The organism is Streptomyces sp. NPDC053076, assembly GCF_044546845.1.
In the GTDB taxonomy this organism is placed as follows: domain Bacteria; phylum Actinomycetota; class Actinomycetes; order Streptomycetales; family Streptomycetaceae; genus Streptomyces.
This window is the reverse complement of sequence record NZ_JBITZL010000008.1, coordinates 408,889-432,142: the sequence shown is the minus strand read 5'-3', so window position 1 is coordinate 432,142 and position 23,254 is coordinate 408,889. Positions and strand designations below refer to the sequence as shown.

The following is a 23,254-nucleotide window of genomic DNA, read 5'->3' as shown; positions in this document are numbered from 1 at the left end:
CGACCGCGGCGCCCGCACCCCCCGGAAGCCTTTGTGCGGGGCCGGTGGACTCGCCACCGCCATGATCCGGGATGGGGTCTGCCCGGGGGGGCCCGGCCCGCGCGCCCCCGCGGGCCGGCCGCCCCGGGCAGAGCGCCGGCAACGGCGACGCCGCCCGGCCGCATCGGAAGGTTCCGCTCGGCCGAGAGGGCGACGGGTCACCGGCCGCGCAGCCGGTGCCGCTTGCGCCAGGCCACCACCGTGCCCGCCAGGGCCGGTACGGCGATGCAGGCCATCGCGATCAGGAAGGCGGGGGAGGTCGGCGCCGAGGCACGGGCGCCGGCCACCGCGTAGGCGGCCGTGTTCGGGATCGAGCCGAGCCCCGTGGCTAGTAGGAAGGGCAGCCAGCCCATGCGGGAGACGGCCGCGCAGTAGTTCGCCGCCCAGAACGGCACCCCGGGGAAGAGCCGGACGGCCAGCATCGACCGGAACCCGTGCCGGCTGAACTGCCCGTCCACCGCCGTCAGCCAGCGGCCCCGCAGCAGCGGGCGCAATGCCTCCTGCCCAAGCAGCCGGCCGAGCCCGAACGCCACCCCGGCACCGAGCACGGTGCCCGCGAGCGCCGTCGCCAGCCCCAGCTGCGAGCCGAACAGCGCGCCCGCGGCCAGGTTCAGCAAGGGGCGCGGTACGAAGGCCACGGTGCACAGCCCGTACGCCACCGTGAACACCCCGGCCGCCGCGGCCCCGCCGAGCTGAGGCGGCCAGCCGTGCGTCAGCAGCCGCTGCGGCTCGAACAGCAGCACGCAGGCGGCGGCGCCGGCGAGCAGCGCGAGCAGCAGCGACAGCCGGGCGTACGGGGACAGCAGCACGCGGGTGCAACGGGCGGCCGGTCCCGCACGGCGCACCGGCGGCACGGGGACGACGAACTCCGTGGCGGTGGCCGGGGGAGCGGCCGTGGCCGTGCCAGAGCGGTTGGCATCGAGCATCCGGTGACAGTAGCCGACACATGTGTGTGATCGCCGTAGGGTTCGTTTCACGACCGTCACAGGTGCGGCCCAGCCGCAGGTGCCGCGCAGTGACAGCGCCGACATCGTGCTGGAACGGATGACGGCGGCGTACCGGTCCGCGTCCGGCCCTCGGCGGGCCGCCGCGATGGACGCCTGGATCACCGCCGGCGGCCTGTGGGTGGTGCGTACGGCCCTGCTCCACCAGCTCAGCCACAGGAACGCACCGACGCCGACCGGCTGTTCGCGCACTGCCTGCTCCAGTCCGGGCACCCCGGCTTCTTCATCCGCAAGGCCATCGGCTGGGCGTTGCGCGAGTACGCCAAGACCGACCCCGAGGCGGTACGGGCCTTCGTGGGACGCGAGCGCGGCAGGTTCGCCACGCTGAGCCTCCGGGAGGCGCTGAAGAACATCGGCGCCTGAACCCGCACGCCGGTGAAAACCATTCGACGCCGGACAAACCGTCGGCGATGATCGAAGGCATGTTCCGGTACGCCTTCCTTCTCACAGCATCCGCGGTCGCGGACGCCCCGAAGGCTGCCGTCCCGTTTGCCGTGGCCGCTGTCGACGGCGCCCGAAGCTGACCCTCTCCGGATCGTCCGGCGGACCCCGCAGGGGGAGGGTCGGCGAGCCCCGGGGTCCCGCATTCCCGTACGACCGGAGAGGCTTCGAGGCAGAGCCATGTCCAAGACCGCCTACACGCGCACCAAGCCGCATCTGAACATCGGCACCATCGGTCATGTCGACCACGGCAAGACCACCCTGACCGCCGCCATCACCAAGGTCCTCGCCGAGCGCGGCACCGGCACCTTCGTGCCGTTCGACCGGATCGACCGCGCCCCGGAGGAGGCCGCCCGCGGCATCACCATCAACATCGCGCACGTCGAGTACGAGACCGACACCCGGCACTACGCCCATGTCGACATGCCGGGCCACGCCGACTACGTCAAGAACATGGTCACCGGAGCCGCGCAGCTCGACGGAGCCGTCCTCGTCGTCTCCGCGCTCGACGGGATCATGCCGCAGACCGCCGAACACGTCCTGCTCGCCCGGCAGGTGGGCGTCGACCACATCGTCGTCGCGCTGAACAAGGCCGACGCCGGGGACCAGGAGCTGACCGACCTGGTGGAGCTGGAGGTCCGTGACCTGCTCACCGTCCAGGGGTACCCGGGCGACGCCGTGCCGGTCGTACGCGTCTCCGGACTGAAGGCCCTGGAGGGCGACCCGCGCTGGACGGCGTCCATCGAGGCGCTGCTCGACGCGGTGGACACGTACGTGCCGATGCCGGAGCGGTATCTGGACGCGCCGTTCCTGCTGCCGGTCGAGAACGTGCTGACCATCACCGGCCGGGGGACGGTGGTCACGGGTGCGGTGGAGCGGGGGACGCTCCGCGTGGGGGACCGGGTGTCGGTGCTCGGCGCGGATGCCGAGACCGTGGTCACCGGGCTGGAGACCTTCGGCAGGCCGATGACGGAGGCGCAGGCCGGGGACAGTGTGGCGCTGCTGCTGCGGGGGGTGCCGCGGGACGCCGTACGGCGCGGGCACGTGGTCGCCGCCCCGGGAAGCGTGGTGCCGAGCCGTCGTTTCACGGCCCGGGTGTACGTGCTGTCCGGGCGCGAGGGGGGTCGCACGACACCGGTGGTCACCGGGTACCGGCCGCAGTTCTACATCCGCACGGCGGACGTGGTCGGCTCCGTCGACCTCGGCGAGGCGGCTGTCGCCCGGCCCGGCGAGACGGTGGAGATGACCGTCGAACTGGGACGGGAGGTGCCGTTGGAGCCGGGGCTCGGCTTCGCCATCCGCGAGGGTGGGCGGACCGTCGGGGCGGGGAGCGTCATCGCGGTGGCCTGACCGCCCGTGAGGGACGGGTGGTGTATCGGCCGGAGTGTCCGCCCGTGAGGGACGGGTGGTGTATCGGCCAGAGTGTCTGCCCGTGAGGGACGGGTGGTGTATCGGCCGGAGTGTCCGCCCGCTGTGGACGGTCGGCGGCGCGGTGATCGGTGGGGCCAGCCCACAATGGACGGGTGAACGCATCGATACCCGTCACCCGCGCCACCGACCACGGCACCGCCAAGCTGATGCCGGACGTCGACCGTGAGCGGGCCTGGCTGCTCACGGTCGACGGGGCGCCGCAGTCGTACGTGGACCTGGACGAGCCCGCCCATCTGGAGTTCGAGTACGCGCGGCGGCTGGGGTACGCGCTCGACACCGTGGGCGAGGCCGGACGGCCGCTCGACGTCGTGCACCTCGGCGGGGGTGCGCTGACGCTGCCCCGGTACACGGCCGCCACCCGGCCCGGCTCCCGGCAGGACGTCGTCGAGGCGGACCGGGGGCTGCTGGAGCTGGTCACCGAGCAGCTGCCGTTGCCGGCGGGCTCGGGCATCGCGCTGCACGCGGCCGACGCCCGGGCGTGGCTGGAGGCGGCGCCGGACGACTTCGCCGATGTATTGATCGCCGACGTGTTCGGCGGGTCCCGGGTGCCCGCCCACCTCACCACGCTGGCCTACGTCCGGACCGCCGAGCGGGTGCTGCGGCCGGGCGGGGTCTACCTGGCCAACCTCGCCGACGCGGCGCCGTTCGGTTTTCTGCGCTCGCAACTGGCCACGCTGGCGGCGGTGTTCGAAGAGGTGGCGCTGATCGCGGAACCGGCGGTGCTGCGCGGGCGGCGGTTCGGCAACGCGGTGGTGGCGGCCTCGCACCGGCCCCTCGACATCGCCGCGCTGGCCCGGCGCACCGCGGCGGACGCCTTTCCGGCGCGGGTCGAACACGGCGCGGCGGTAGGCGAGTTCATCGGGGCGGCACGGCCGGTCGAGGACGCCGACGCCGTACCCTCACCCGAGCCCCCCGACGGGGCTTTCGGTATCGGCTGACGGGGCCGGCGCTCTCGGTCCCGGCCCGCGGAGCCCGTACGGGACCGGGCCCGGATCACTCCACTGTCGGGTCGCCGTGCAGCCGTACCGTGCGGAGGATCTTGTCGATGGTGGCGTCGGACAGTTCGTCCTTGACGCCCTTGGCGCCGTAGAGCGACCACGACACGAAACTGCCGGTGGAGTTCTTGAAGGCGAACGTGATGGCCTTGCCGTCGGTGTCGCACTTGTTCTTCTTCGGCACGCCGACGACGTACGACGTGGCGACGCTGCCCTTGAGTCCCGACGCCGTCGTGAAGGACTTCGCCTTGCCGATCCGCAGGTACTTCTTGGCGGCCTCGGACTGGTCGGTGTAACCGCCGAACGCGAAGGTGGCCGAGTCGCCACGGGCGATGCCGGCGGTGTCCTTGGCGCCGTTCTCACCCTTCGTGCCGCTGCCCGCGAGCGCGTGCGACTCCTTCGTGCCGTTCTCCTCGGAGGTGCAGTAGGCCGGCTTCAGGAACGAGGGCCCGGAGAAGCCGATGTAGGCCGAACCGTCGCCCTTCTCCTTGTCCTCGAAGAAGCTGAAGATGCCGGGCCGCTCCACCTCCCAGTCGGGGGGTACGTCGAAGGCCGTGCCGTACTTGGGGTTGACCACGACCTTCCAGCCCGCGACGGTCGGCTTCGCCGTCTCGTTGGCGCGCGGGTTGTCGGTCGCGGACGAGGTGGGCGAGGCGGAGGACGAGGTGGCCGTCGGCGCCGGGCTCGTGTGCTTCTTGTCCTTGCCGTTGTCCGCCTCGTCGTCCTTGGAGCCACCCAGCACCAGAAAGCCGGTCACCGCGGCGGTGACCACGACAGCCGTGGCCGCGATGACGGCGATCAGCTTCGTCCGGCCGCCGCCCTGCGGGGGCTGGGGAGCGGGCGCGGAGGGCTGCCCCCACTGCGGTCCGTACGGGCCCGCCTGCTGCGGTCCGTACGGGCCCCCCTGCTGCTGCGCGTACTGGCCGTCCTGCGCCTGCTGTCCGTACTGGCCGGCCTGCGGATACGGCTGGTATCCGGGCTGCTGGTACGGGTTCGGCTGCTGGTGACCCGGCTGCTGGTACGGGTTCTGCTGCGGGTCGTGTTGCGGGTTCTGCGCGCCCCCTGGCGGCTGCTGATCTGGCCACATGGCCAGTAACCCTAGTGGGCATCACTGGCCAGGTCGGGCTACTCGTGAGTAACATGCCGGTCATGACCGCAGACCAGATGTCGATCGGCGAGATGCTCGCCGCCACCGTGCCCATGGCCCGGACGCTGAACCTGGAGTTCGTGGAGACCACGCCCGAGAAGGCCGTGGTGTCGCTGCCGGACCAGAGCGACTACCACAACCACGTGGGCGGCCCGCACGCCGGCGCGATGTTCACGCTCGGGGAGTCGGCCAGCGGCGCCATCGTGCTGGCTGCCTTCGGCAACCAGCTCTCGCGCGCCGTACCGCTCGCCGTGCGGGCCGAGATCGCCTACAAGAAGCTGGCGATGGGTGCCGTCACCGCGACCGCGACACTGGGCCGCCCGGCCGCCGAGGTCGTCGCGGAACTGGACGCGGGGCAGCGCCCCGAGTTCCCGGTGTCGATCGAGATCCGGCGCGCGGACGGCGCCGTGACGGGCGAGATGAGTGTCCTGTGGACGCTCCGGCCGGCCGACCAGGGGCAGTGAGCCGCGAGCGGCTGAACGGCCCGGCGCCCCGTCCCCGATGCCTCGGTTCGACCGACGGGGGCGGGGCGCTGCCGGTTCATCGAACGACGATGACGTTGGTGGCCTTCGCGCCGACCACCTCGAAGGCGACCCGCTGACCCTCACGGGTGGTCTGCGTCTCCATGCCGGAGAAGGGGCGCGTCTGTCCGTGCTCGTCGGTGATGATGCCCACGCCGTCCGCGTCGTTGTAGACGGCGATCCTTCCGAGAGGCATCGTCTTTCCCTTCGTGGGTTGGTCGTGCGGCCAGTGCTCTCCCCCGGTGAGCAGAGCATCACGCAACGTCCCCGGGTGAGAAAGGGTGCACCGGTGCGTCGGCCACGGTTTGACCGGATGTCGGCGGCGCTCCGGCGGTGCCGCCCCGTACCGGCCGGGGGTGGCCCTGCGGCTCGGCCGTGGCCGGCAGGTCCGCCACGAACTCCTTGAGCCAGTGGGTGAACTGGGGGCCGAGGTCCGGACGGGCGCAGGCCAGGCGGACCACCGTGCGCAGATAGTCGGCCTTGTCTCCGGTGTCGTAACGCAGGCCCGAGAAGACCACCCCGTGCACCGTGCCGCCCGCCGCCAGCTCCTGCAGGGCGTCGGTCAGCTGTATCTCGCCGCCGCGGCCCGGCGGCGTGCGCTCCAGGACGTCGAAGACGGCCGGTTCGAGGACGTAGCGGCCGATGACCGCGTACCGGCTCGGAGCGGTCCCGGGAGCCGGCTTCTCCACCAGGCCGGTCACCCGGACCACGTCGCCCCCGTCCATCGGCTCCACCGCCGCACAGCCGTAGAGGTGCGTCTGCGCCGGGTCGACCTCCATCAGCGCGACCACGCTGCCCGCGTACCGGTCCCGGACCTCCAGCATGCGGCTCAGCAGCGTCTCGCGCGGATCGATCAGATCGTCGCCGAGGAGAACCGCGAAGGGCTGGTTCCCCACGTGCTGCCTGGCGCACAGCACGGCATGGCCGAGGCCGAGCGGCTCGCCCTGGCGGATGTGGTGGATGTCGGCGAGCCGCGCCGTATCGCGAACGGCGTCCAGGCGCACGGTGTCGCCCTTCGCCGCCAGCGCCTGCTCCAGTTCCAGGGCGTGGTCGAAGTGGTCCTCGATGGCCCGCTTGTGCCGGCCGGTGACCATCAGGACGTCGTCCAGGCCGGCCGCGGCGGCCTCCTCGACGACGTACTGGATGGCCGGCTTGTCGACGACCGGCAGCATCTCCTTCGGCGTGGCCTTGGTGGCGGGCAGGAACCGGGTGCCGAGACCGGCGGCCGGCACGACCGCCTTGCGAACGGTCGTGGGTGAGGCGGGGTTTGCCGCGGGCTGGGGGACGATCATGCGGCCCATGCTGGGGCACGCGACTGAGAGCAGCCCCGGAGAATCATGGGAAGAGGCTGTGCGCGAGCCGGTCGAACGTGCCGGGAAGGCGGAGATTTTGTGCGCCACCCGTCCTTTGCCACAGGGGAGTTGGGCGTCGGAAGGAACTCCGGTCCGGGGATACCGCCGGTAACCGCCGTGCAATTGCCGGACTTTGTCGACGGGGTCATTCCCGCTTCTTGTTTCCCGTGAGCCGACTGTGCCAAGGTGAGCCTCCCCGCGGGAGGGCAAAGGCGGACGCCACGTCGAGCCGGCCCTTTAGGTATGCACCAATCAGGCACTGTTTTCCGACAGGACGCCCTTGCGCATGCGGTCCTGCGGCTGGAAAGGAAATGTTTCCGTGCAGTCCCCTTACCCCCCACGCCCGCCCTATCCGCCCTCCGTGCCCGGTCCGGCCGGAGAGTCCGACCGCACCCTCGTCGCCCGGCTGAACGGCCCGGACGGCGACCGTCATCACGCCGTCGCGCTGCTGCTCGCCCGGCACTGGCGAGCCACCCGCGACTATGCCGTGGTCTGCCTGGCCGCCGCCGGTCCCAGCGCCCAACTGGTCGCCACCGCGGCGTTCCACCAGGTGCTCGCCCGGACGGCGGGCGGGGTGATCGGCGGGGCCCTGCGTCCCCAACTGCTGGTCGCCGTCCGGGACACCGTCCGCGCCTGGGCCGCGGACGACGCGGCCTGCGTCACCCTGCCGGAATTGCGCAAAACCACCGGCGGTCGCGGGCTGCGCGCGACAAAGCCCGGGACACCGGAAAGCAGGCAGCTCGCAGCCCGCGCATTCCGTGCCCTTCCCGGCGCTTCGCAATGCCTTCTCTGGCATGCCGAGGTCGAAGCCGAACCCATAAACATGCCGGCCGGTCTGCTGGGCGTCGAAGCGGCCACCGCGACGACCGCCCTGGCGCAGGCGCGCGAACAATTCCGCGCCGGTTGTGTCCGCGCCCACCGGGAACTCGCGCCGTCCCAGGAATGCCGCTTCTACAACCGGCTCCTCGACGTCCCCATCCGCCGCGGCGGCACCCTGCTGCCGGATGTACGCCGACATCTGGCGGTCTGCCCCCACTGCCGGTATGCCGCCGAACAACTGGGCCACTTCGACGGCGGCCTGCCCCTTCTGCTCGCCGATACCGTGCTCGGCTGGGGTGCCCGCCGCTACCTCGACTCCCGGCCCGGCCGCGGCGCTCAGGAAGAGTGGCCGTCTGCGCCCTCCTCGTCGGTCGCGTCGTCCACGCCGGCCGCGTCCTCCGCCTCCGGCGGCCGGCACCGCACCGGACCCGAGCACCGTCGTGGCGCCGGACCGGAGCCCCGTCCCGGCGCCGTACGGGAGCACCGACATGGCACCGGGCCGGAGCGCCGTCGCGGTTACGGACCGGACCACCCTCATGGCACCGGGCCGGAGCACCGTCGCGGGTTCGGGCCGGAGCGCCGTCACCGCGTCGCCGTCGCCGTCGCCTTCGGGGTCGGACTCACCTCCCTGGTGCTGCTCGCCACCGTCCTCGTGGCCAGGAGCTGGTCCGATGACAACGCTGTCCCCGTCCCGGGCGCCACATGGGGCGCGCCCGCCGCAGGCACCACGAGACCGGACGGCGCCGGCACCCACTCCGCCGGCTCCCCCTCCGCGGCCCCCGTCGGCGCGCCCGTCGAGGTCGCCCACGGCACCCTGCGTGGCCTCGCCTCCGGGCTCTGCCTCGACGTGCGCGGGGACCGGGTCGTGGCGGGCGCGGGCGTCCGGCTCGCGCCGTGCTCCACGGCCGCATCACAGCAGTGGTCGTACCGGGACGACGGTCTGCTGCGCAGCGCCGCCGACCCTGCCCTCTGTCTCGCCGCCGACCCGGGGGCGGGGCGCGTCGCGCTGGCCGGCTGTGTCGTTCCCGCCGGTGAGGTGTCGTACGACTTCACGGTGCGTGGTGAGGTCCTGCTCCGCTGGCACCACGGTCTGGCCCTGACACCGGGTTCGGGCCGTTCGGGTCGTTCCGGCAAGGGGGTCGGCGTCGCGAAGCGCGACGGATCGCGCAAGCAGCGGTGGGCGCTGGGCCCGGTGGCGCCGGTGGGACCCGGCGCGGGCGTGCACACCGGCGGCGGCAAGGGCGCTGGTACGGGCGCTCACCTCTCCGGCGGCAAGGGTGCTGGTACCGGCGTCCGCGGCGGTAAGGGCGCCGGTTCGGGCGCTGACACCAGCGGCGGCGGAGGCACTGGCACCGGATCCGGCACCAGCGCCGGATCCAGCGCGGGCGCCGGTGTCAGCCGTGCCGGGTCGGCTGACGTGCGGGCGCTGCTGCCGGGCTGACGTACCTGCGGTGCTCGGTCGCCGTGCGGGCCGGGTTGGGCTGACGTACCTGCGGTGCTCGGTCGCCGTGCGGGCCGGGTTGGGCTGCCGTGCGGGTGGGGCTCGGTCACCGTGCGGGTGGTGCTCGGTCGCCGTGCGGGTGGGGCTCGGCTGCCGTGATCTGGGGGCACTCCGTGCCCAGTGACCCCGCTCGTACGGTGAGGGGGAACGTCCTCGCGCCGTCCTGTCCGTTTCCCGTCGGCCCGCTTCGAGCCACCGGACCGTCGGGACGGGGAATTTACAGACTGCGGCCGGATGTCCCGCCGTATGACGCGAGGTGAGTCCCGGGTGACGCGGGCGCATGGTTTGACGGGCTTGTGCCGGTGTGGCGCACGTGGCCGTACGGTCCTGTCTCCCCACCCGTGAAGGGAATTGCTGGATTTGGCTCCTCTTGTGCCGGATTCGGCGGGCTGGCCGAATCGGCGCGACCGCGCACGGAAAGGCTGCGACGTTATTGACCCGTGAGTAGCACCTCGCTAGTTTCCGATGCCCTCGCACCAGAGCGTTCCGCCGCACATACCCCCCACCGTGCTGTCTCGCCGATCGTGCCGGAGCATCATGACCTCCCCTGTGCGTGCCCATGACCTGATCCTGTGCCTCACCCCCTTCGGGGAACCGGACGCCGCCCTCGCCGCCGCCGCATCCGCCGCGGGCGCGCTCGGCGTCCTGGACCTGGGCACCGGCGACCGAAGATCCCGCGAACAGCTGTCCCGGCTGAGACGGGCGGCACCGGGCCCCTTCGGCATACGGGTGACCGGGCGCTGCGCCCTCACCCCCGCGGACCTCGGTGGTGCCGTGGACACCGTGGTCCTCACGCCGGACGCACCCTGGGTGACGAACGAACTTCCGCCGGAGCAAAGGGTGTTGGCAGAAGTCGGTGAGCTCGGGCAAGCCCGTGCGGCTGTCCGTGCGGGTGCGCGGGGCCTGATCGCCCGGGGTGGCGAGAGTGGCGGCCGGGTCGGCGACCTGAGCACCTTCGTCCTGCTGCAACAGCTCCTGGCCGACGCGGATTTGGCTGCCGTCCCCGTATGGGCCTGCGGAGGCATCGGCCCGCGTACGGCGGCTGCCGCCGTGGCGGGCGGCGCGGCCGGCGTCGTCCTGGACAGCCAACTCGCCCTGCTGGCCGAGTCGGATCTGCCCGAGGCGGTTCGGGCGGTACTGCGATCTCTGGACGGCTCGGAGACCGTGGTCCTGGGCGGTCATCGGGTGCTGCGGCGCCGCGGCCCGAACGCTCCACGGCCTCCCGCCGACGACCCCGAAGCGGTCGCGGCCCTGCTGGGCGCCCGCGAGCCGCACGGCCGGCTGCTCCCAGTGGGCGAGGACGGCTTCCTCGCCGCCCGGTTCGCCGAGCGGTGGCGGGACGTGCGAGGAGTCGTACACGGCCTGTCGACCGCGGTGCGGGAGGCGACCGGCGTGGTGGTGCGGGTGCCGTCCCCGGGTACGGCCGTGGTCGGGGCGCCGATGCCGTCCCGGGATACGGCCGACGTGGAGCTGCCGATGCCGATGCCGATGCCGTCGCCGGATGCGGCAGGCGTGCCGATGCCGTCGCCGGATGCGGCCGGCGTGGCGGTACCGACGCCATCTCCGGGTACGGCCGGCGTGGGGGTGCCGACGCCACTCGCGGCCACGGCCCTGCGGCCCAGGTCAGCCATGAGCCGTGCGCTGGGCACCCCGTTGCCGGTCGCTCAGGGCCCCATGACCCGGGTCAGCGACCAGGCAGGGTTCGCCGCCGCCGTCGCCGAGGGCGGGGCGTTGCCCTTCCTCGCGCTGGCCCTGGCCGACGGTGAGCGGACCAGGGCGATGCTCACCGAGGCGCGCGCCGTGCTGAACGGCCGCCCCTGGGGCGTGGGCGTGCTCGGTTTCGCGCCCGAGGACCTCAGGAACGCCCAGCTTGAGGCGGTACGGGAACTGCGGCCCACGCACGCGATCATCGCGGGCGGCCGGCCGGCCCAGGCACAGGCGCTGGAGCGGGCCGGGATCCGTACCTTTCTCCACGTGCCCTCGCCGGGGCTGCTGCGCCAGTACCTGAACGCCGGCGTGCGCAGATTCGTCTTCGAGGGGTCGGAGTGCGGCGGGCACGTCGGGCCCCGGGCTTCCTTCCCGCTCTGGGAGGCCCAACTCGCCGTGCTGGAGGACCACCTGGCGGACGCCGACGACGCCGGAACCGTGACGGCGACCGGAACCGGTGCCACCGGTGCCACCGGTGCCACCGGCGCGGAGGGCGGAGCGGCGGGCCGGCTGGAGGTGTTCTTCGCGGGCGGCATCCACGACGAACGGTCCGCGGCGATGGTCGCCGCACTGGCCGCGCCGCTCACCGCCCGGGGCGCCGCCGTCGGCGTACTCATGGGCACCGCCTACCTGTTCACCGAGGAGGCCGTCGCGCGGGGTGCCGTCGGTCCGGTGTTCCAGCGGCAGGTGCTGGCAGCCACCGCGACCGCGCTGCTGGAGACCGCACCCGGGCACGCCACCCGCTGCGTGCCCAGTCCCTTCACCCGCGACTTCCGTGAGCGGGAGGCCGTGTTGCGTGCGCGGGGGATGCCCGACCGGGAGGTCTGGGAGCGGTTGGAGCGGCTCAACGTCGGGCGGCTGCGTATCGCCAGCAAGGGCGTGACACGTGCCCACGACGGCGAGTTGCGGGTCGTCGACGAGGAAAGGCAGCTCGGTGAGGGGCTGTTCATGGCCGGCCAGGTCGCCGTGCTGCGCTCGGCGCTCACCAGTGTGGCGGACCTCCACCACGCGGTGACAGACGGCGCCGCCGACTTCCTGACCGCACAGGCCGTACACGTGACAGAGGCCGCTGGACTCGCAGCGGCGGGCGGGCTCGCGGAAGCAGCAGGGTTCGCAGGGGTGGCTGGACTCGCGGCAACCACAGGACTGCCTGGGGCTGCCGGGCTTGCGGGAGCCGCAGGTCCCGCTGAGGTGGCCGGGCTCGCGGGAGCCGCAGGACTCGCAGGGGGCGCCGCAGACGCAGGGAGCATCGCAGTCGCCCAGGAGGCCGGAGCCATGGAGGCTGCCGGAGTCACAGAGACTGCCGGCGCCGTGGAGGCTGCCGGAGTCGCAGGTACGGCCGGAGTGGCAGGTGCGGCCGGAGTGGCAGGTACGGCCGGAGTCGCAGAGGCTGCCGGAGTGGCAGGGCGGGTCCGCACCGTGGCGCCGGGCCTCCGCTCCGTTCCGGGCCCGCCACCGCCCCCGCCGCTCGACATCGCGATCGTCGGCATGGCGTGCATGTTCCCGCAGGCCCCCGACCTCGCCACCTTCTGGGCGAACGTCGTCGCCGGACGCGACGCCGTGACCGAGGTCCCGCCCGACCGCTGGGACCCCGCCGTGCACCACACCACCGGCAGCACCACGTCGAAATGGGGCGGTTTCCTGCCTCCCGTTCCCTTCGATCCGCTGTCCTACGGCATTCCGCCCGCCTCCCTCGGCAGCATCGAACCCGTCCAACTGCTGTCCCTGGAGGCGGCCCGCCGAGCGCTGGACGATGCCGGATACGGCGAGCGAGGGCGGGACTTCGACCGCTCGCGCACCTCCGTCGTCTTCGGTGCCGAGGCGGGCAGCGATCTGTCCAACGCCGTCACCCTGCGCGCCGTCCTCCCGTCGTACTTCGGCAACGTCCCCGACGGACTGGAGCAGCAGCTGCCCCGGCTCACCGAGGACACCTTCCCCGGGATGCTGGCCAACGTCATCTCCGGCCGGATCGCCAACCGGCTGGACCTCGGCGGCGCCAACTACACGGTCGACGCGGCCTGCGCCTCCTCCCTCGCCGCCCTGGACGTCGCCTGCAAGGAACTCGTCTGCGGGACCAGCGACGTCGTCCTGTGCGGCGGTGCCGACCTGCACAACGGCATCAACGACTACGTCCTGTTCTCCTCCGTCCACGCCCTCTCCCCGACCGGCCGGTCCCGTGCCTTCGACGCCTCCGCCGACGGCATCGCCCTCGGCGAGGGCGTGGCCTGTGTGGTCCTCAAACGGCTCGCGGACGCCGAACGCGACGGCGACCGTGTCTACGGCGTGGTCAAGGGCCTCGGCTCCGCCAGCGACGGCCGCTCCCTCGGGCTGACCGCACCCCGCCCGGAAGGCCAGCGGGCCGCGCTGGAGCGGGCGTACCGCAACGCCGGTGTGCCGCCGGCCGCGGTCGGCCTGCTGGAGGCGCACGGCACCGGGACCGTCGTCGGCGACCGCACCGAACTCACCGTACTCGGCGAGGTGTTCGCCGAGGCCGGCGCCACGACCGGCGGCTGCGCGCTCGGCTCCGTCAAGTCGCAGATCGGGCACACCAAGTGTGCGGCCGGACTCGCCGGACTGATCAAGACCACCCTGGCGCTGTACACCGGGGTCAAGCCGCCCACCCTGCACCTGGAGCGGCCCAACCCCGCTTGGCGCGAGGCGGAGAGCCCGTTCGTCTTCCACACCAGTGCCCAGCCCTGGGCGGCGCCGGCCACCGAACGCTTCGCCGGTGTCAGCGCGTTCGGCTTCGGCGGCACGAACTTCCACGCGGTGCTGGCGGCGTACGGAGCCGCGCCGCCGCCCCGGCAGACCCTGGACGCCTGGCCCGCCGAACTGTTCCTGTTCCGGGGCCGGGACATGGCGGCGGCCCGCCGGGAGGCCGAGCGGATCCTCCGGGCCGCCGAGTCGGACGGCAGCCCCTGGCGGCTGCGCGACCTCGCCCTGGCGGCGGCCCGTCGCGCCGACACCTCGAACGAACCGGTACAAGCGGCGACCGTGGCCCGTGACACCGGGGAACTGATCCGACAGCTACGGCACATCCTGGCAGGGGGAGGGGAGCGGCACACGGACACGGACGCCGGAGTCCACCTCGCGGACCCCGGCCAAGGGGTCGCCCGCACGGAACCGGCCCCCGGCACCGACCACGTGGACACGGCTGCCCGGCTCGACGGTACGGATCCGGCCGCTCGGCCCGACGGTACGGATCCGGCCGCTCGGCCCGACAGCGTGGACCTGGCCGCCCCGGCCCACCGCGTGGACCTGGCCGCCCCGGCCGACCGTGCGGATCCGGCTGCCGGGACCGCCCGCGTGGGCCTGGCCGCTTCGGCCGACGGTGCGGATCCGGCTGCCCGGACCGACCGTGTGGACCCGGCGGTCCTGGACGGCCGTGCGGATCCGGCCGTCCCGACCCATCGCGTGGGTCCGGCCGCCGGCCAGGTCGCCTTTCTCTTCCCGGGGCAGGGCAGCCAGCGCACCGGCATGCTCGGCGAGCTCCTGATCACGCTGCCCGAGCTGCGGCACTATCTGCACCTCGGCCGCGCCCACGCCGACCGCCTCTTCCCGCCGGCCGCGTTCGACGACACCGCCCGTGAGCGCCACCGTGCCGCCCTCACCGACACCCGCACGGCACAGCCCGCCCTCGGTATCACGGGCCTCGCCGCCCACGCCTTCCTCACGTCGGCGGGCGTCCACCCCGACCTGGCCGCCGGACACAGCTACGGCGAACTGGTCGCCCTCGCCGCGGCCGGCGCCCTCGATCCCGAGACCCTGCTGGAGCTGAGTGCCGAGCGGGCCGGTGCCATCCTGGCGGCGGCCGGTGACGACCCCGGCACCATGGCCGCCGTGGGCGCTCCCGCCGAGGACGTCGTACGCACCCTGCGCACGGCCGGGGCACCCCCTTCGGTCGTCGTCGCGAACCTCAACTCGCCCGAGCAGACAGTGATCTCCGGACCCACGGCCGATGTCGACACCGCCGTACGGGCCCTGCGCGCGGCCGGGTTCGGTGCGCGCCGCATCCCGGTGGCCTGCGCCTTCCACAGCCCGCTGGTGGCCGCCGCGGGGGAGAGGTTCGCCAAGGTGCTCGCGGACAAGCCGGTCCGGGCGCCCGAGTTCCCGGTGTGGGCCAACCGCACCGCCGCGCCGTACCCGGCCGACCCCGACGCCGTGCGCGCCGGACTCGCCGCCCAGATCGGTGCCCCGGTGGTCTTCGCCGCCCAGATCGAGGCGATGTACGAGGCGGGAGCGCGGATCTTCGTCGAGGCGGGCCCGGGCACCGTCCTCACCCGGCTCGTCGGCCAGATCCTCGGGGACCGCCCGCATCGTACGGTCGCCTGCGAGCCGCGGGCCGACAGCGGTCTGGCCGGCTGGCTCGACGCACTCGCCCGACTCGCCGTCGCAGGACAGCCGGTGCGCACCGCGTGGCTCTTCCGCGGCCGCGACGCCGTCGACGCGCTGCGCGGCCCGGCGCCGAAGCGGCCCGGCTGGACGGTCGACGGGCACCTCGTCCGTACGGCCGGTGGAGCACTCCTGCCCGGTGCCCTCGCGCCGGCCCGACGCGTAGTGGAGGCGACTGTGACGACCGACCAGCCGATCGGCGGCCCGGCCGACAGGGACGCGCTGATCTCCGAATTCCTGCGCACCAGCCGCGAGATGATCGCCGCCCAGCGGGATGTGCTGCTCACCTACTTCGGTGCCACGGCACCGGCCCCCGGCGCACCGGTCGCCCCCGTGGCACCGGCCGCACCGCCGACGCCCGTCGTGCCGGTACAGGTGATGGAGATCGCCGGGTCGGATCAAGTCGAGTCAATTCAGGTGGAGTTGACCTCTGCGAGTGTGACGACCGCGGTGGACGACGTGGAACGGGTCGTACGGGAGGTCATCAGCGAACGCACCGGTTACCCCGTCGACATGATCGAGCCCGGCCTGGACCTGGAGGCCGACCTGAGCATCGACTCGATCAAGCGGGCCGAGATCGCGGGTGAACTCGCCCAGCGCCTTGGCATCACCGGCGGCGCAGAGCTGCTGGACGACACGGAGCTGGAGGAGCTGGCCAAGGCGCGCACCGCGGCGGCGGTGACGGCGTGGCTGACCGCACGGATCGGTACGGCTGCCGAAGACATGGGCGCTCAAGTCCCGGACGGGCAGCGGGTGTCGGGGCCTGAATCCGAGACGCAGGGGGTGTCGGGGCCTGAACCGGACGCGCAGCGGGGGTCGGGCCTGGTACCGGACGCGCTGCCGGTGTCAGGGCCGGTGCCGGGCGCACAGCCGGTGCCGGGCCCGGCAGCCGCCACCGTGCCGGAATCCCTCGGCGCCGCCCCGCAGCGCTGCGAGCTGCGCCCCGTCCCGCTGCCCGACGCGGACCCGGCCACCGACCTGTCGGGCCGGCGGTTCGTCCTCCTCGGAGCCCCGGACGGAAACGGAGGCGGGGACGGAAACGGAGGCGGGGACGGAAACGGAGGCGGGGACGGAAAGCGGGACGGTGGTGGAGGCGGAACGCGGGGCGGGGGCCGAACGCGGGGCGGGGGCCGGGACGGTCACGGCGATGTGGTGGCCGAGATCGCGGCGCGGCTCACCCGGCACGGCGCCGACACCGTGATCCGGGCCGGCGGCCACCTCCTCGGCCCGGCCGACGGCCCCGTCCACGGAGTCCTGTACCTCGGCGCGCTGCCCGGTCCGGACCACCCCGTGCTGCCGGATGCCTTCCCGGTGCTCCGGGCGGCACTGGCGTGCGGTCCCCGCACGCTGCTCGCCGTGCGCGCGGCCGACGGCGCCGGGGCGCTGCGCTCGGCGGGCCTGGACGGGCTGATCCGCAGCGTCGGCCGCGAGTACCCGGACCTCCTCGCACGGGTGCTGGCGGTCAGTGACACCGGCCCGGCGGCCGTCGCCGACGCGGTGCTCGCCGAGCTGTGCGCTCCGCGACCCGCCCCCGTCGTCCTGCGCACGCCCGCCGGACACCGCCGGAGCCTGGACCTGGTGCCGGCGCCCCTCGGCCCGCTCGGCACCACCGGCGCCGGACCCGCCGGGGACGGCGCCGCCGAGGCCGCCGCGCTCGGACTCGACCGGGACTCCGTGGTGCTGCTGATCGGCGGGGCCCGCGGCATCACGGCGAGGTTCGCGGCCACGCTGGCCGGCGCCTCCCGGTGCCGGATCGAACTGCTCGGCCGTACACCCGCGCCCACCGCACCCGAGGCCCCGCACACCGCCGCCGCCCGCACCCCCGTCGAGCTGCGGGCCGCGCTCGCCGCGGGGCCCGGCGCCCCACGGCCCGCCGAGATAAACCGCACCGCCGAACTGATCCTCGCCCAGCGGGAGATCACCACCACGCTCACCGAACTCGCGGCCCTGGGCAGCACGGCCCGCTACCGCTCGGTGGACTTCCGCGAGCGGGACGCCGTCCTCCAGGCCGTCAAGGAGATCCACGCCGAACACGGTCGGCTCGACGGCGTGGTCTTCGCCGCCGGGGTGATCGAGGACCGCCTGATCGCCGAAAAGACACCCGAGTCCTTCCAACGGGTCTACGGTACGAAGACGCTCGGGGCCGGCGCGCTGTTCACCGCGCTGGACGACCTGGCCGCCGCACCGGCGTTCACCGTGCTGTTCGGCAGCATCGCCGCCGTCCTCGGCAACCGGGGCCAGGCCGATTACGCCGCCGCGAACGACGCGTTGGAGACGCTCGGCACCGACTGGGCCGCCCGTACCGGCCGACGCGTGCTGACCGTCCACTGGGGGCCCTGGGCGCCGGCCGGCGCACACCCCGGCATGGTCGGCCCGGAACTCGGCCGCGAGTACGCCCGGCGCGGAGTCGCGCTGATCGACCCGGACGAGGGCACCGCGGCCCTGCTCCGCGAACTCGCCTGGGGAGACCCGGGGGCCCGCGCCGTCGTCTACACCGCGTCGGGCTGGTGACATGACGCGACGTCAGACGCCCGTCGCCATCGTCGGGATGGCGGTGCTGCTGCCCGGCGCACCCGGCCTGGACGCCTACTGGGCCAATCTGCGGGACGGCGCCGACGCCATCAGCGACGTCCCCGCGGACCGCTGGGACGCCGACTACTACCGTCCCGGCTCGGCCGCCGGACCCGCCGTCGCCGGCCAGGTGTACTGCCGGCGCGGCGGATTCGTGGACGGCCTGGCCGAGGTGGAGGTCACCCGCCACGGCATCATGCCCGCCTCCGTGCCCGGCACCGAGCCCGACCAGCTCATCGCCCTCGACGTGGCCGCCGCCGCGCTCGCCGACGCGGGCGGCCCGCAACGGCTGCCCGAACGGCACCGCGCCGGGGTCGTGCTGGGCCGCGGCGGCTACCTCACCCCCGGCCTGGCCCGGCTGGACCAGCGGGTGCGCACCGCCCACCAGCTCACGCGCACACTCGGCGAGTTGTTACCCGACCTCGGGCCCGACCAACTCGACCGCGTCCGGTCCGCGTTCACCGACCGACTCGGCCCCGACAGCCCCGACGCCGCGATCGGTCTGGTGCCCAACCTCGCCGCCTCCCGCATCGCCAACCGCCTCGACCTGCGCGGCCCCGCCTACACCGTGGACGCGGCCTGCGCCTCCTCCCTGGTCGCCGTGGACCAGGCGGTCACCGCGCTCACCACCGACCGCTGCGACCTGATGCTGGCCGGGGGAGTGCACCACTGCCACGACATCACCCTGTGGAGCGTCTTCTCCCAGCTGCGCGCCCTGTCCCCGACGGAGCGCATCCGCCCCTTCCACCGTGACGCCGACGGCATCCTCATCGGCGAGGGCACCGGAGTCGTCGTACTGAAACGGCTCGCGGACGCCGAGCGCGACGGCGACCGCGTGTACGCGGTGATCCGTGGCACGGGCGTGGCCGGTGACGGCCGTACGGCGGGGCTCGTCAGCCCCGATCCGGGCGGGCAGAGCCGGGCCGTGCGCCAGGCATGGCGGGCCGCCGGACTGGACCCCGCCGCCGGCGACTCGATCGGCCTGCTGGAGGCGCACGGCACGGCCACCCCCGCCGGGGACACGGCTGAACTCACCACGCTGGCCGAGGTGTTCGGGCCGGGTGCGGACCACGGTCCCGGCGTGCGGCCGGTGCTCGGCTCGGTGAAGTCGATGATCGGCCACACCATGCCGGCGGCAGGCGTGGCGGGCCTGGTCAAGGCCGCGCTCGCCCTGCACCACCGCACCCTCCTGCCCACCCTTCACTGCGACGACCCGCACCCCGGTCTTGCCGCCACCCGCTTCCGGACCCTGGACCGGGCCCGCCCCTGGGAGACGGACACAGGGCGGCCGCCGCGGCGGGCAGCGGTGAACGCGTTCGGGTTCGGCGGGATCAACGCGCACGTGGTGCTTGAGGAGGCGCCGTGCGCGTACTCCCGTCCCGTCCGCTTCACGGGCACCACCCAACCGGTGCCGGTGCCGGTGCCGGTGCCGGGGCCGGTGCCAATGCCGGTGCCGGTGGAAGCAGCACGCCTGCGCCTCGATTCCACTTCCGGAGCGGCCCCCGATGCGGTTTCCCCTTCCCTTTCCCCTCCCGCTTCCGATTCCGCTTCCGTGCGGGTCACCGAGCCCGAGCGGATCCTCCTGCTCTCCGCCGGCGATGTGGACGGCCTGGCCAGCCTCCTCGGCCCGGACGACTCGGCCGTGCTCGCCGCCGGACTCGATTCCGACCGGCCGCACGCCGATGCCGGCCCGGTCCGGCTCGGTGTCGTGGACCCGACCGCCAAGCGGCTCGCCCTGGCCCGTCGTGCGGTCGCCAAGGGCCACGCCTGGCAGGGCCGCAGCGATGTGTGGTTCCGGCCGGCTCCCCTGCTCGGCCGCGCCGGCGGCAGAGTGGCATTCGTCTTCCCCGGCCTGGAGGCCGACTTCACGGCCCGCACCGACGACGTCGCCGCCCACTTCGGCCTGCCACCGGTCGCCGGCACCGGCCCGGACGTCCGGGTCGGCGACATCGGCCGGCACGGCTTCGGCGTCGTCGGCGTGGGCCGCCTGCTGGACCAGGCCCTGCGCCGCATGGGCGTCGTACCCGACGCGGTCGCCGGGCACAGCGTGGGCGAGTGGACGGCCATGGCCGCCGCCGGGCTGTACTCGGCCGCCCAGGTCGACGCGTTCATGGCCCGTTTCGACCCGGACTCGGTCACCGTCCCGGGTCTCGTCTTCGCCGCCGTCGGCACCTCCGCCGCGCACGTGCGCGGCGCGCTCGCCGGCGCCTGGGCGGACTCCGGGATCGTGCTCTCCCACGACAACGCACCCCGTCAGTCCATGGTCTGCGGTCCCGCGACGGTGGTGGAGGAGTTCGCCCGCTCCCTCCGCGCCGAGGGCGTACTGTGCCAGGTACTGCCGTTCCGGTCCGGCTTCCACACCCCGATGCTGGAACCGTTCCTCGCCCCCATCAAAGAGGCCGCCGACCGCTTCCGGCTCCACCCGCCGGCCGTCCCGGTGTGGTCGGGCACGACCGCGGCGCCCTTCCCCCCGGACGAACCGGCGGTCCGTGAACTCTTCGTACGACACCTGCTGGAGCCCGTCCGCTTCCGCGAGCTGACCGAAGCCATGTACGCCGCCGGCCACCGCGTCTTCGTCCAGACCGGCCCCGGCCGGCTGACCTCGCTCATCGGCGACACCCTCGGCGACCGCGATCACCTGGCCGTCGCCGCCACCGCACCACACCACAGCGGCCTGGCCCAACTCCGGCGCACGGCGACGGCGTTGTGGACGGCCGGGGCGGCCGTGGCGCCGACGGCACCACCCCGGGCCGCAGCCGTCCGCCCGCCTGGCGCCCGCCGACCCGTCCGCCTCGACCTCGGCAGCGCCCTGGTGTCACTGGACGGCCCGTCCCGCGAGGCGCTGCGCGCCCAACTGAGGGGACGGGACGTGGACCTACGACCGGGTGGACGGGCCCTGGGGACCGGCGCGACGCTCCCGCCGGCGGCTGAAGTCCCCGGGGGACCGGACGGGTTCGCCGCCCGTTCCGGACCCGCCGCCGCGCTCGATGACCTCGCCCGGAGCCACCCGGCCGCCGCCGAACAGACCGCCCTCCTGCGGGAGACCGCCCACACGGCGGCGGAGCTGATGGCCGCGAGCCACCGCCGCGCCGACGGCCCGCCCCCCACATCCCCCCATGCGCCTGCCGCCCCCGCCGTTCCCCCGTCCGCTACCGGCGTTCCCCCGTCCGCCGCTGCCCCGTCCGCCACCGGCGTTGCCCCGTCCGCCGCTGCCCCCGCAGCCATCACCGTTCCCGTGTCCGCCGCTTCCCCGGCATCCATCGCCGTCTCCACGTCCGCGGACGCCCCCGCTGCCGTCTCCGTCCCCCCGTCCCCCCAAGCCCCCGCTGCCGTCTCCGTTCCCCCGCCCCCCCGATCCCCCGCAGCCATCGAAGTTCCCGCGTCCGCCGCTGTCCCCGCAGCCCCCGCCACTGCTGCCCCCGGCCCCGCCCCCACGACGACAACCCTGCACGTCTCGCCTCACACCATGCCCCACCTCCTGGACCACTGCTTCTTCCCGCAGCGCCCCGGCTGGCCGGATCTGGAGGACCGCTGGCCGGTCGTGCCCGCCACCACGATCGTCCGGCACATGATGGACGCGGCGGAGCGGGCGGTCCCGGGTCTGCGGGCGGTCGCCGTGCACGGGGCGCGGTTCGAGCGCTGGCTCACCGCGGCGCCCCCCGTGGACGTACCGGTCACCGTCACCCCGGTTCCCGAGCACCCCGACCGGGTCACCGTCACCTTCGGGCCCACCGCCCGCGCCGTGGTCGAACTCGCCCCGCACCACCCGGCGCCGCCCCCGCGCGGGCCCCTCCCGGAGGCCCCCGAGCGCGCCCCCGACCACACGGCGGCCCAGCTCTACCGCGACCGCTGGATGTTCCACGGCCCCCGTTTCCAGGGCCTGACCGAGCTGACCGCGATCGGCGAGCGGCACATCCGCGGCGTGATCACCACACCCGCGGCCCCCGGCGGCCTGCTCGACAACGTCGGCCAGCTGCTGGGTTACTGGATCATGGCGACCCGCACCGAGCGGACCGTCGTCTTCCCGGTACAGCTGGGACAGGTGCGGTTCCACGGACCGCACCCGGACCCCGGCACCGAGGTGCACTGTCTGCTGCGGATCACTTCCCTCACGGACACCGTGCTGGAGGCGGAGGCGGAGCTGACCGTCGGCGGCCGGACATGGGCCCGGCTGACCGGCTGGCAGGACCGCCGCTTCGACAACGATCCCACCACCCGGCCCGTCGAACGCTTCCCCGAGCGCCACACCCTGGCCACGGCCATGCCCGAGGGCTGGGCGCTGGTGCACGAGCGGTGGCCGGACCTGGCCTCACGCGAGCTGATCATGCGCAACTCGCTGGGGGGCGCGGAGCGTGCCGCCTACGCGCAGCGCCCCCCGCGCGGGCGCCAGCAGTGGCTGCTCGGCCGGATCGCGGTCAAGGACGCCGTACGCCACCGGCTCTGGCGGCACGGCGAAGGGCCTGTCTTTCCGGCGGAGATCCAGGTGGGCAACGACGAACTCGGCCGTCCCGGCGTCACCGGCGTGCACGGCCGCGTCCTGCCCCCGCTGGACGTCTCCCTCGCCCACCGGGCCGAGGCCGGCGTGGCGATCGTGAGGCCGCATCGCCCGGGGCCCGGCCCCGGCATCGACATCGAAGAGATCACCGACCGTCAACCGGCGACCCTCACCACCGCGCTCGGCCCGGCGGAACTGCGGCTCCTGCGCGCCCGGTGCGCGGACGGCGGCGACCCGGAGGCCGTGTGGTTCACCCGCTTCTGGGCCGCCAAGGAGGCGGTCGCCAAGGCCGAGGGCGTCGGGTTCGGCGGCCGGCCCCGGGACTTCGCCGTACTGGAGGCCGCGCCGGACGGCACCCGGCTGCTGGTCTCCGGCCGCCTGGAAGGCGCCTACACCGTGCGCTGCGCCCCGGTGACCAACCCGCCCGCCCTGCCCGAACGCGACTACGTGGTGGCCTGGACGACCGGGTCCGGCGCCGACGACGGACACCCCGACCCAGCAGCCGAGGAGTACGCCCGATGAACCCCACCCAGCCGGCCCCGGCACAGCCCACCGCCGACACCGTGCTCGCCGACATCGCGGGCATGCTCCGCACGGTGCTGGCGGAGTACGGCGACGACGACGTGGTGATCGGCATGTCCACCGGTTTCAACCGCGACCTGGAACTGGAGAGCATCGACCTCGTCACCCTGGCGGGCCTGCTGGAGGAGCGGTACGGACGGCGGGTCAACCTCGCCGAGTTCCTGGCCGGCATGGAGTTCGACGAGATCATCGAACTCACCGTCGGCCGGCTCGTGGAGTATGTGGTGTGGAGCCTGAAGACCACCCAGGCGGGCTGA

11 protein-coding genes and 1 pseudogene are annotated in these 23,254 nt (G+C 74.1%); 8 read left to right on the top strand and 4 right to left on the bottom strand.

The features are described from left to right. Window positions 1-197 precede the first annotated feature (197 nt). Entirely contained in the window at window positions 198-965 is a 768-nt protein-coding gene (locus tag ACIGYR_RS30515; protein WP_399604866.1) for a TVP38/TMEM64 family protein, read from the bottom strand. Between the two features lie 31 nt (window positions 966-996). Between ACIGYR_RS30515 and ACIGYR_RS30510 the strand changes: the two are divergent. From ACIGYR_RS30510 to ACIGYR_RS30500, 3 genes and pseudogenes are all read left to right on the top strand, one after another. Next, window positions 997-1,406: pseudogene (locus ACIGYR_RS30510) on the top strand (DNA alkylation repair protein); the annotation flags it as partial. Between the two features lie 258 nt (window positions 1,407-1,664). After that, window positions 1,665-2,834, top strand: coding sequence for an elongation factor Tu (gene tuf / locus ACIGYR_RS30505; RefSeq protein ID WP_399604868.1), 1,170 nt, complete (start codon window positions 1,665-1,667; stop codon window positions 2,832-2,834). A 173-nt stretch (window positions 2,835-3,007) separates the two neighbouring features. Beyond that, window positions 3,008-3,853, top strand: a complete 846-nt coding sequence (locus ACIGYR_RS30500) for a spermidine synthase (protein WP_399604870.1) — start codon at window positions 3,008-3,010, stop codon at window positions 3,851-3,853. 55 nt (window positions 3,854-3,908) lie between these two features. Here ACIGYR_RS30500 and ACIGYR_RS30495 read toward each other — a convergent pair whose 3' ends face one another. Beyond that, window positions 3,909-4,997: a hypothetical protein gene (locus tag ACIGYR_RS30495; RefSeq protein WP_399604872.1), complete on the bottom strand. Its 1,089-nt coding sequence runs from the start codon at window positions 4,995-4,997 to the stop codon at window positions 3,909-3,911. A gap of 62 nt (window positions 4,998-5,059) precedes the next feature. On the opposite strand from ACIGYR_RS30495, the gene ACIGYR_RS30490 reads away from it, so the two are divergent. Next, window positions 5,060-5,521, top strand: a complete 462-nt coding sequence (locus tag ACIGYR_RS30490) for a DUF4442 domain-containing protein (RefSeq protein ID WP_399604874.1) — start codon at window positions 5,060-5,062, stop codon at window positions 5,519-5,521. A gap of 76 nt (window positions 5,522-5,597) precedes the next feature. Here the strand turns inward: ACIGYR_RS30490 and ACIGYR_RS30485 are convergent, their stop codons facing one another. Further along, window positions 5,598-5,774 carry a cold-shock protein gene (locus ACIGYR_RS30485; protein WP_391843279.1) on the bottom strand — a complete coding sequence of 59 codons (177 nt, stop codon included), beginning with the start codon at window positions 5,772-5,774 and terminating at the stop codon, window positions 5,598-5,600. A 58-nt stretch (window positions 5,775-5,832) separates the two neighbouring features. Next, window positions 5,833-6,879 carry a UTP--glucose-1-phosphate uridylyltransferase GalU gene (galU, locus tag ACIGYR_RS30480; protein ID WP_399604876.1) on the bottom strand — a complete coding sequence of 349 codons (1,047 nt, stop codon included), beginning with the start codon at window positions 6,877-6,879 and terminating at the stop codon, window positions 5,833-5,835. Window positions 6,880-7,249: 370 nt separating this feature from the next. Here galU and ACIGYR_RS30475 point away from each other — a divergent pair, with 370 nt between their 5' ends. The 4 genes from ACIGYR_RS30475 (at window position 7,250) to ACIGYR_RS30460 (ending at window position 23,254) form a co-directional block, all read left to right on the top strand. Next, window positions 7,250-9,190, top strand: a complete 1,941-nt coding sequence (locus tag ACIGYR_RS30475; RefSeq protein WP_399604878.1) for an RICIN domain-containing protein — start codon at window positions 7,250-7,252, stop codon at window positions 9,188-9,190. Between the two features lie 597 nt (window positions 9,191-9,787). Then, window positions 9,788-17,860, top strand: coding sequence for an SDR family oxidoreductase (locus ACIGYR_RS30470; protein ID WP_399604879.1), 8,073 nt, complete (start codon window positions 9,788-9,790; stop codon window positions 17,858-17,860). Window position 17,861: 1 nt separating this feature from the next. Beyond that, window positions 17,862-22,937: a beta-ketoacyl synthase N-terminal-like domain-containing protein gene (locus ACIGYR_RS30465; protein ID WP_399604881.1), complete on the top strand. Its 5,076-nt coding sequence runs from the start codon at window positions 17,862-17,864 to the stop codon at window positions 22,935-22,937. Then, a complete protein-coding gene (locus ACIGYR_RS30460; protein WP_201825058.1) occupies window positions 22,934-23,254 on the top strand; it encodes an acyl carrier protein in 321 nt (106 codons plus the stop codon). Before ACIGYR_RS30465 ends, ACIGYR_RS30460 begins: the two co-directional genes overlap by 4 nt.

Excerpts from the sequence above, each read along its gene's own strand:
- ACIGYR_RS30470 (WP_399604879.1), top strand. The coding sequence starts at position 9,788 with ATGACCTCCCCTGTGCGTGCCCATGACCTGATCCTGTGCCTCACCCCC.
- tuf (WP_399604868.1), top strand. The coding sequence starts at position 1,665 with ATGTCCAAGACCGCCTACACGCGCACCAAGCCGCATCTGAACATCGGC.
- ACIGYR_RS30495 (WP_399604872.1), bottom strand. The coding sequence starts at position 4,997 with ATGTGGCCAGATCAGCAGCCGCCAGGGGGCGCGCAGAACCCGCAACAC.
- ACIGYR_RS30515 (WP_399604866.1), bottom strand. The coding sequence starts at position 965 with ATGCTCGATGCCAACCGCTCTGGCACGGCCACGGCCGCTCCCCCGGCC.
- ACIGYR_RS30460 (WP_201825058.1), top strand. The coding sequence starts at position 22,934 with ATGAACCCCACCCAGCCGGCCCCGGCACAGCCCACCGCCGACACCGTG.
- galU (WP_399604876.1), bottom strand. The coding sequence starts at position 6,879 with ATGGGCCGCATGATCGTCCCCCAGCCCGCGGCAAACCCCGCCTCACCC.
- ACIGYR_RS30465 (WP_399604881.1), top strand. The coding sequence starts at position 17,862 with ATGACGCGACGTCAGACGCCCGTCGCCATCGTCGGGATGGCGGTGCTG.
- ACIGYR_RS30485 (WP_391843279.1), bottom strand. The coding sequence starts at position 5,774 with ATGCCTCTCGGAAGGATCGCCGTCTACAACGACGCGGACGGCGTGGGC.
- ACIGYR_RS30490 (WP_399604874.1), top strand. The coding sequence starts at position 5,060 with ATGACCGCAGACCAGATGTCGATCGGCGAGATGCTCGCCGCCACCGTG.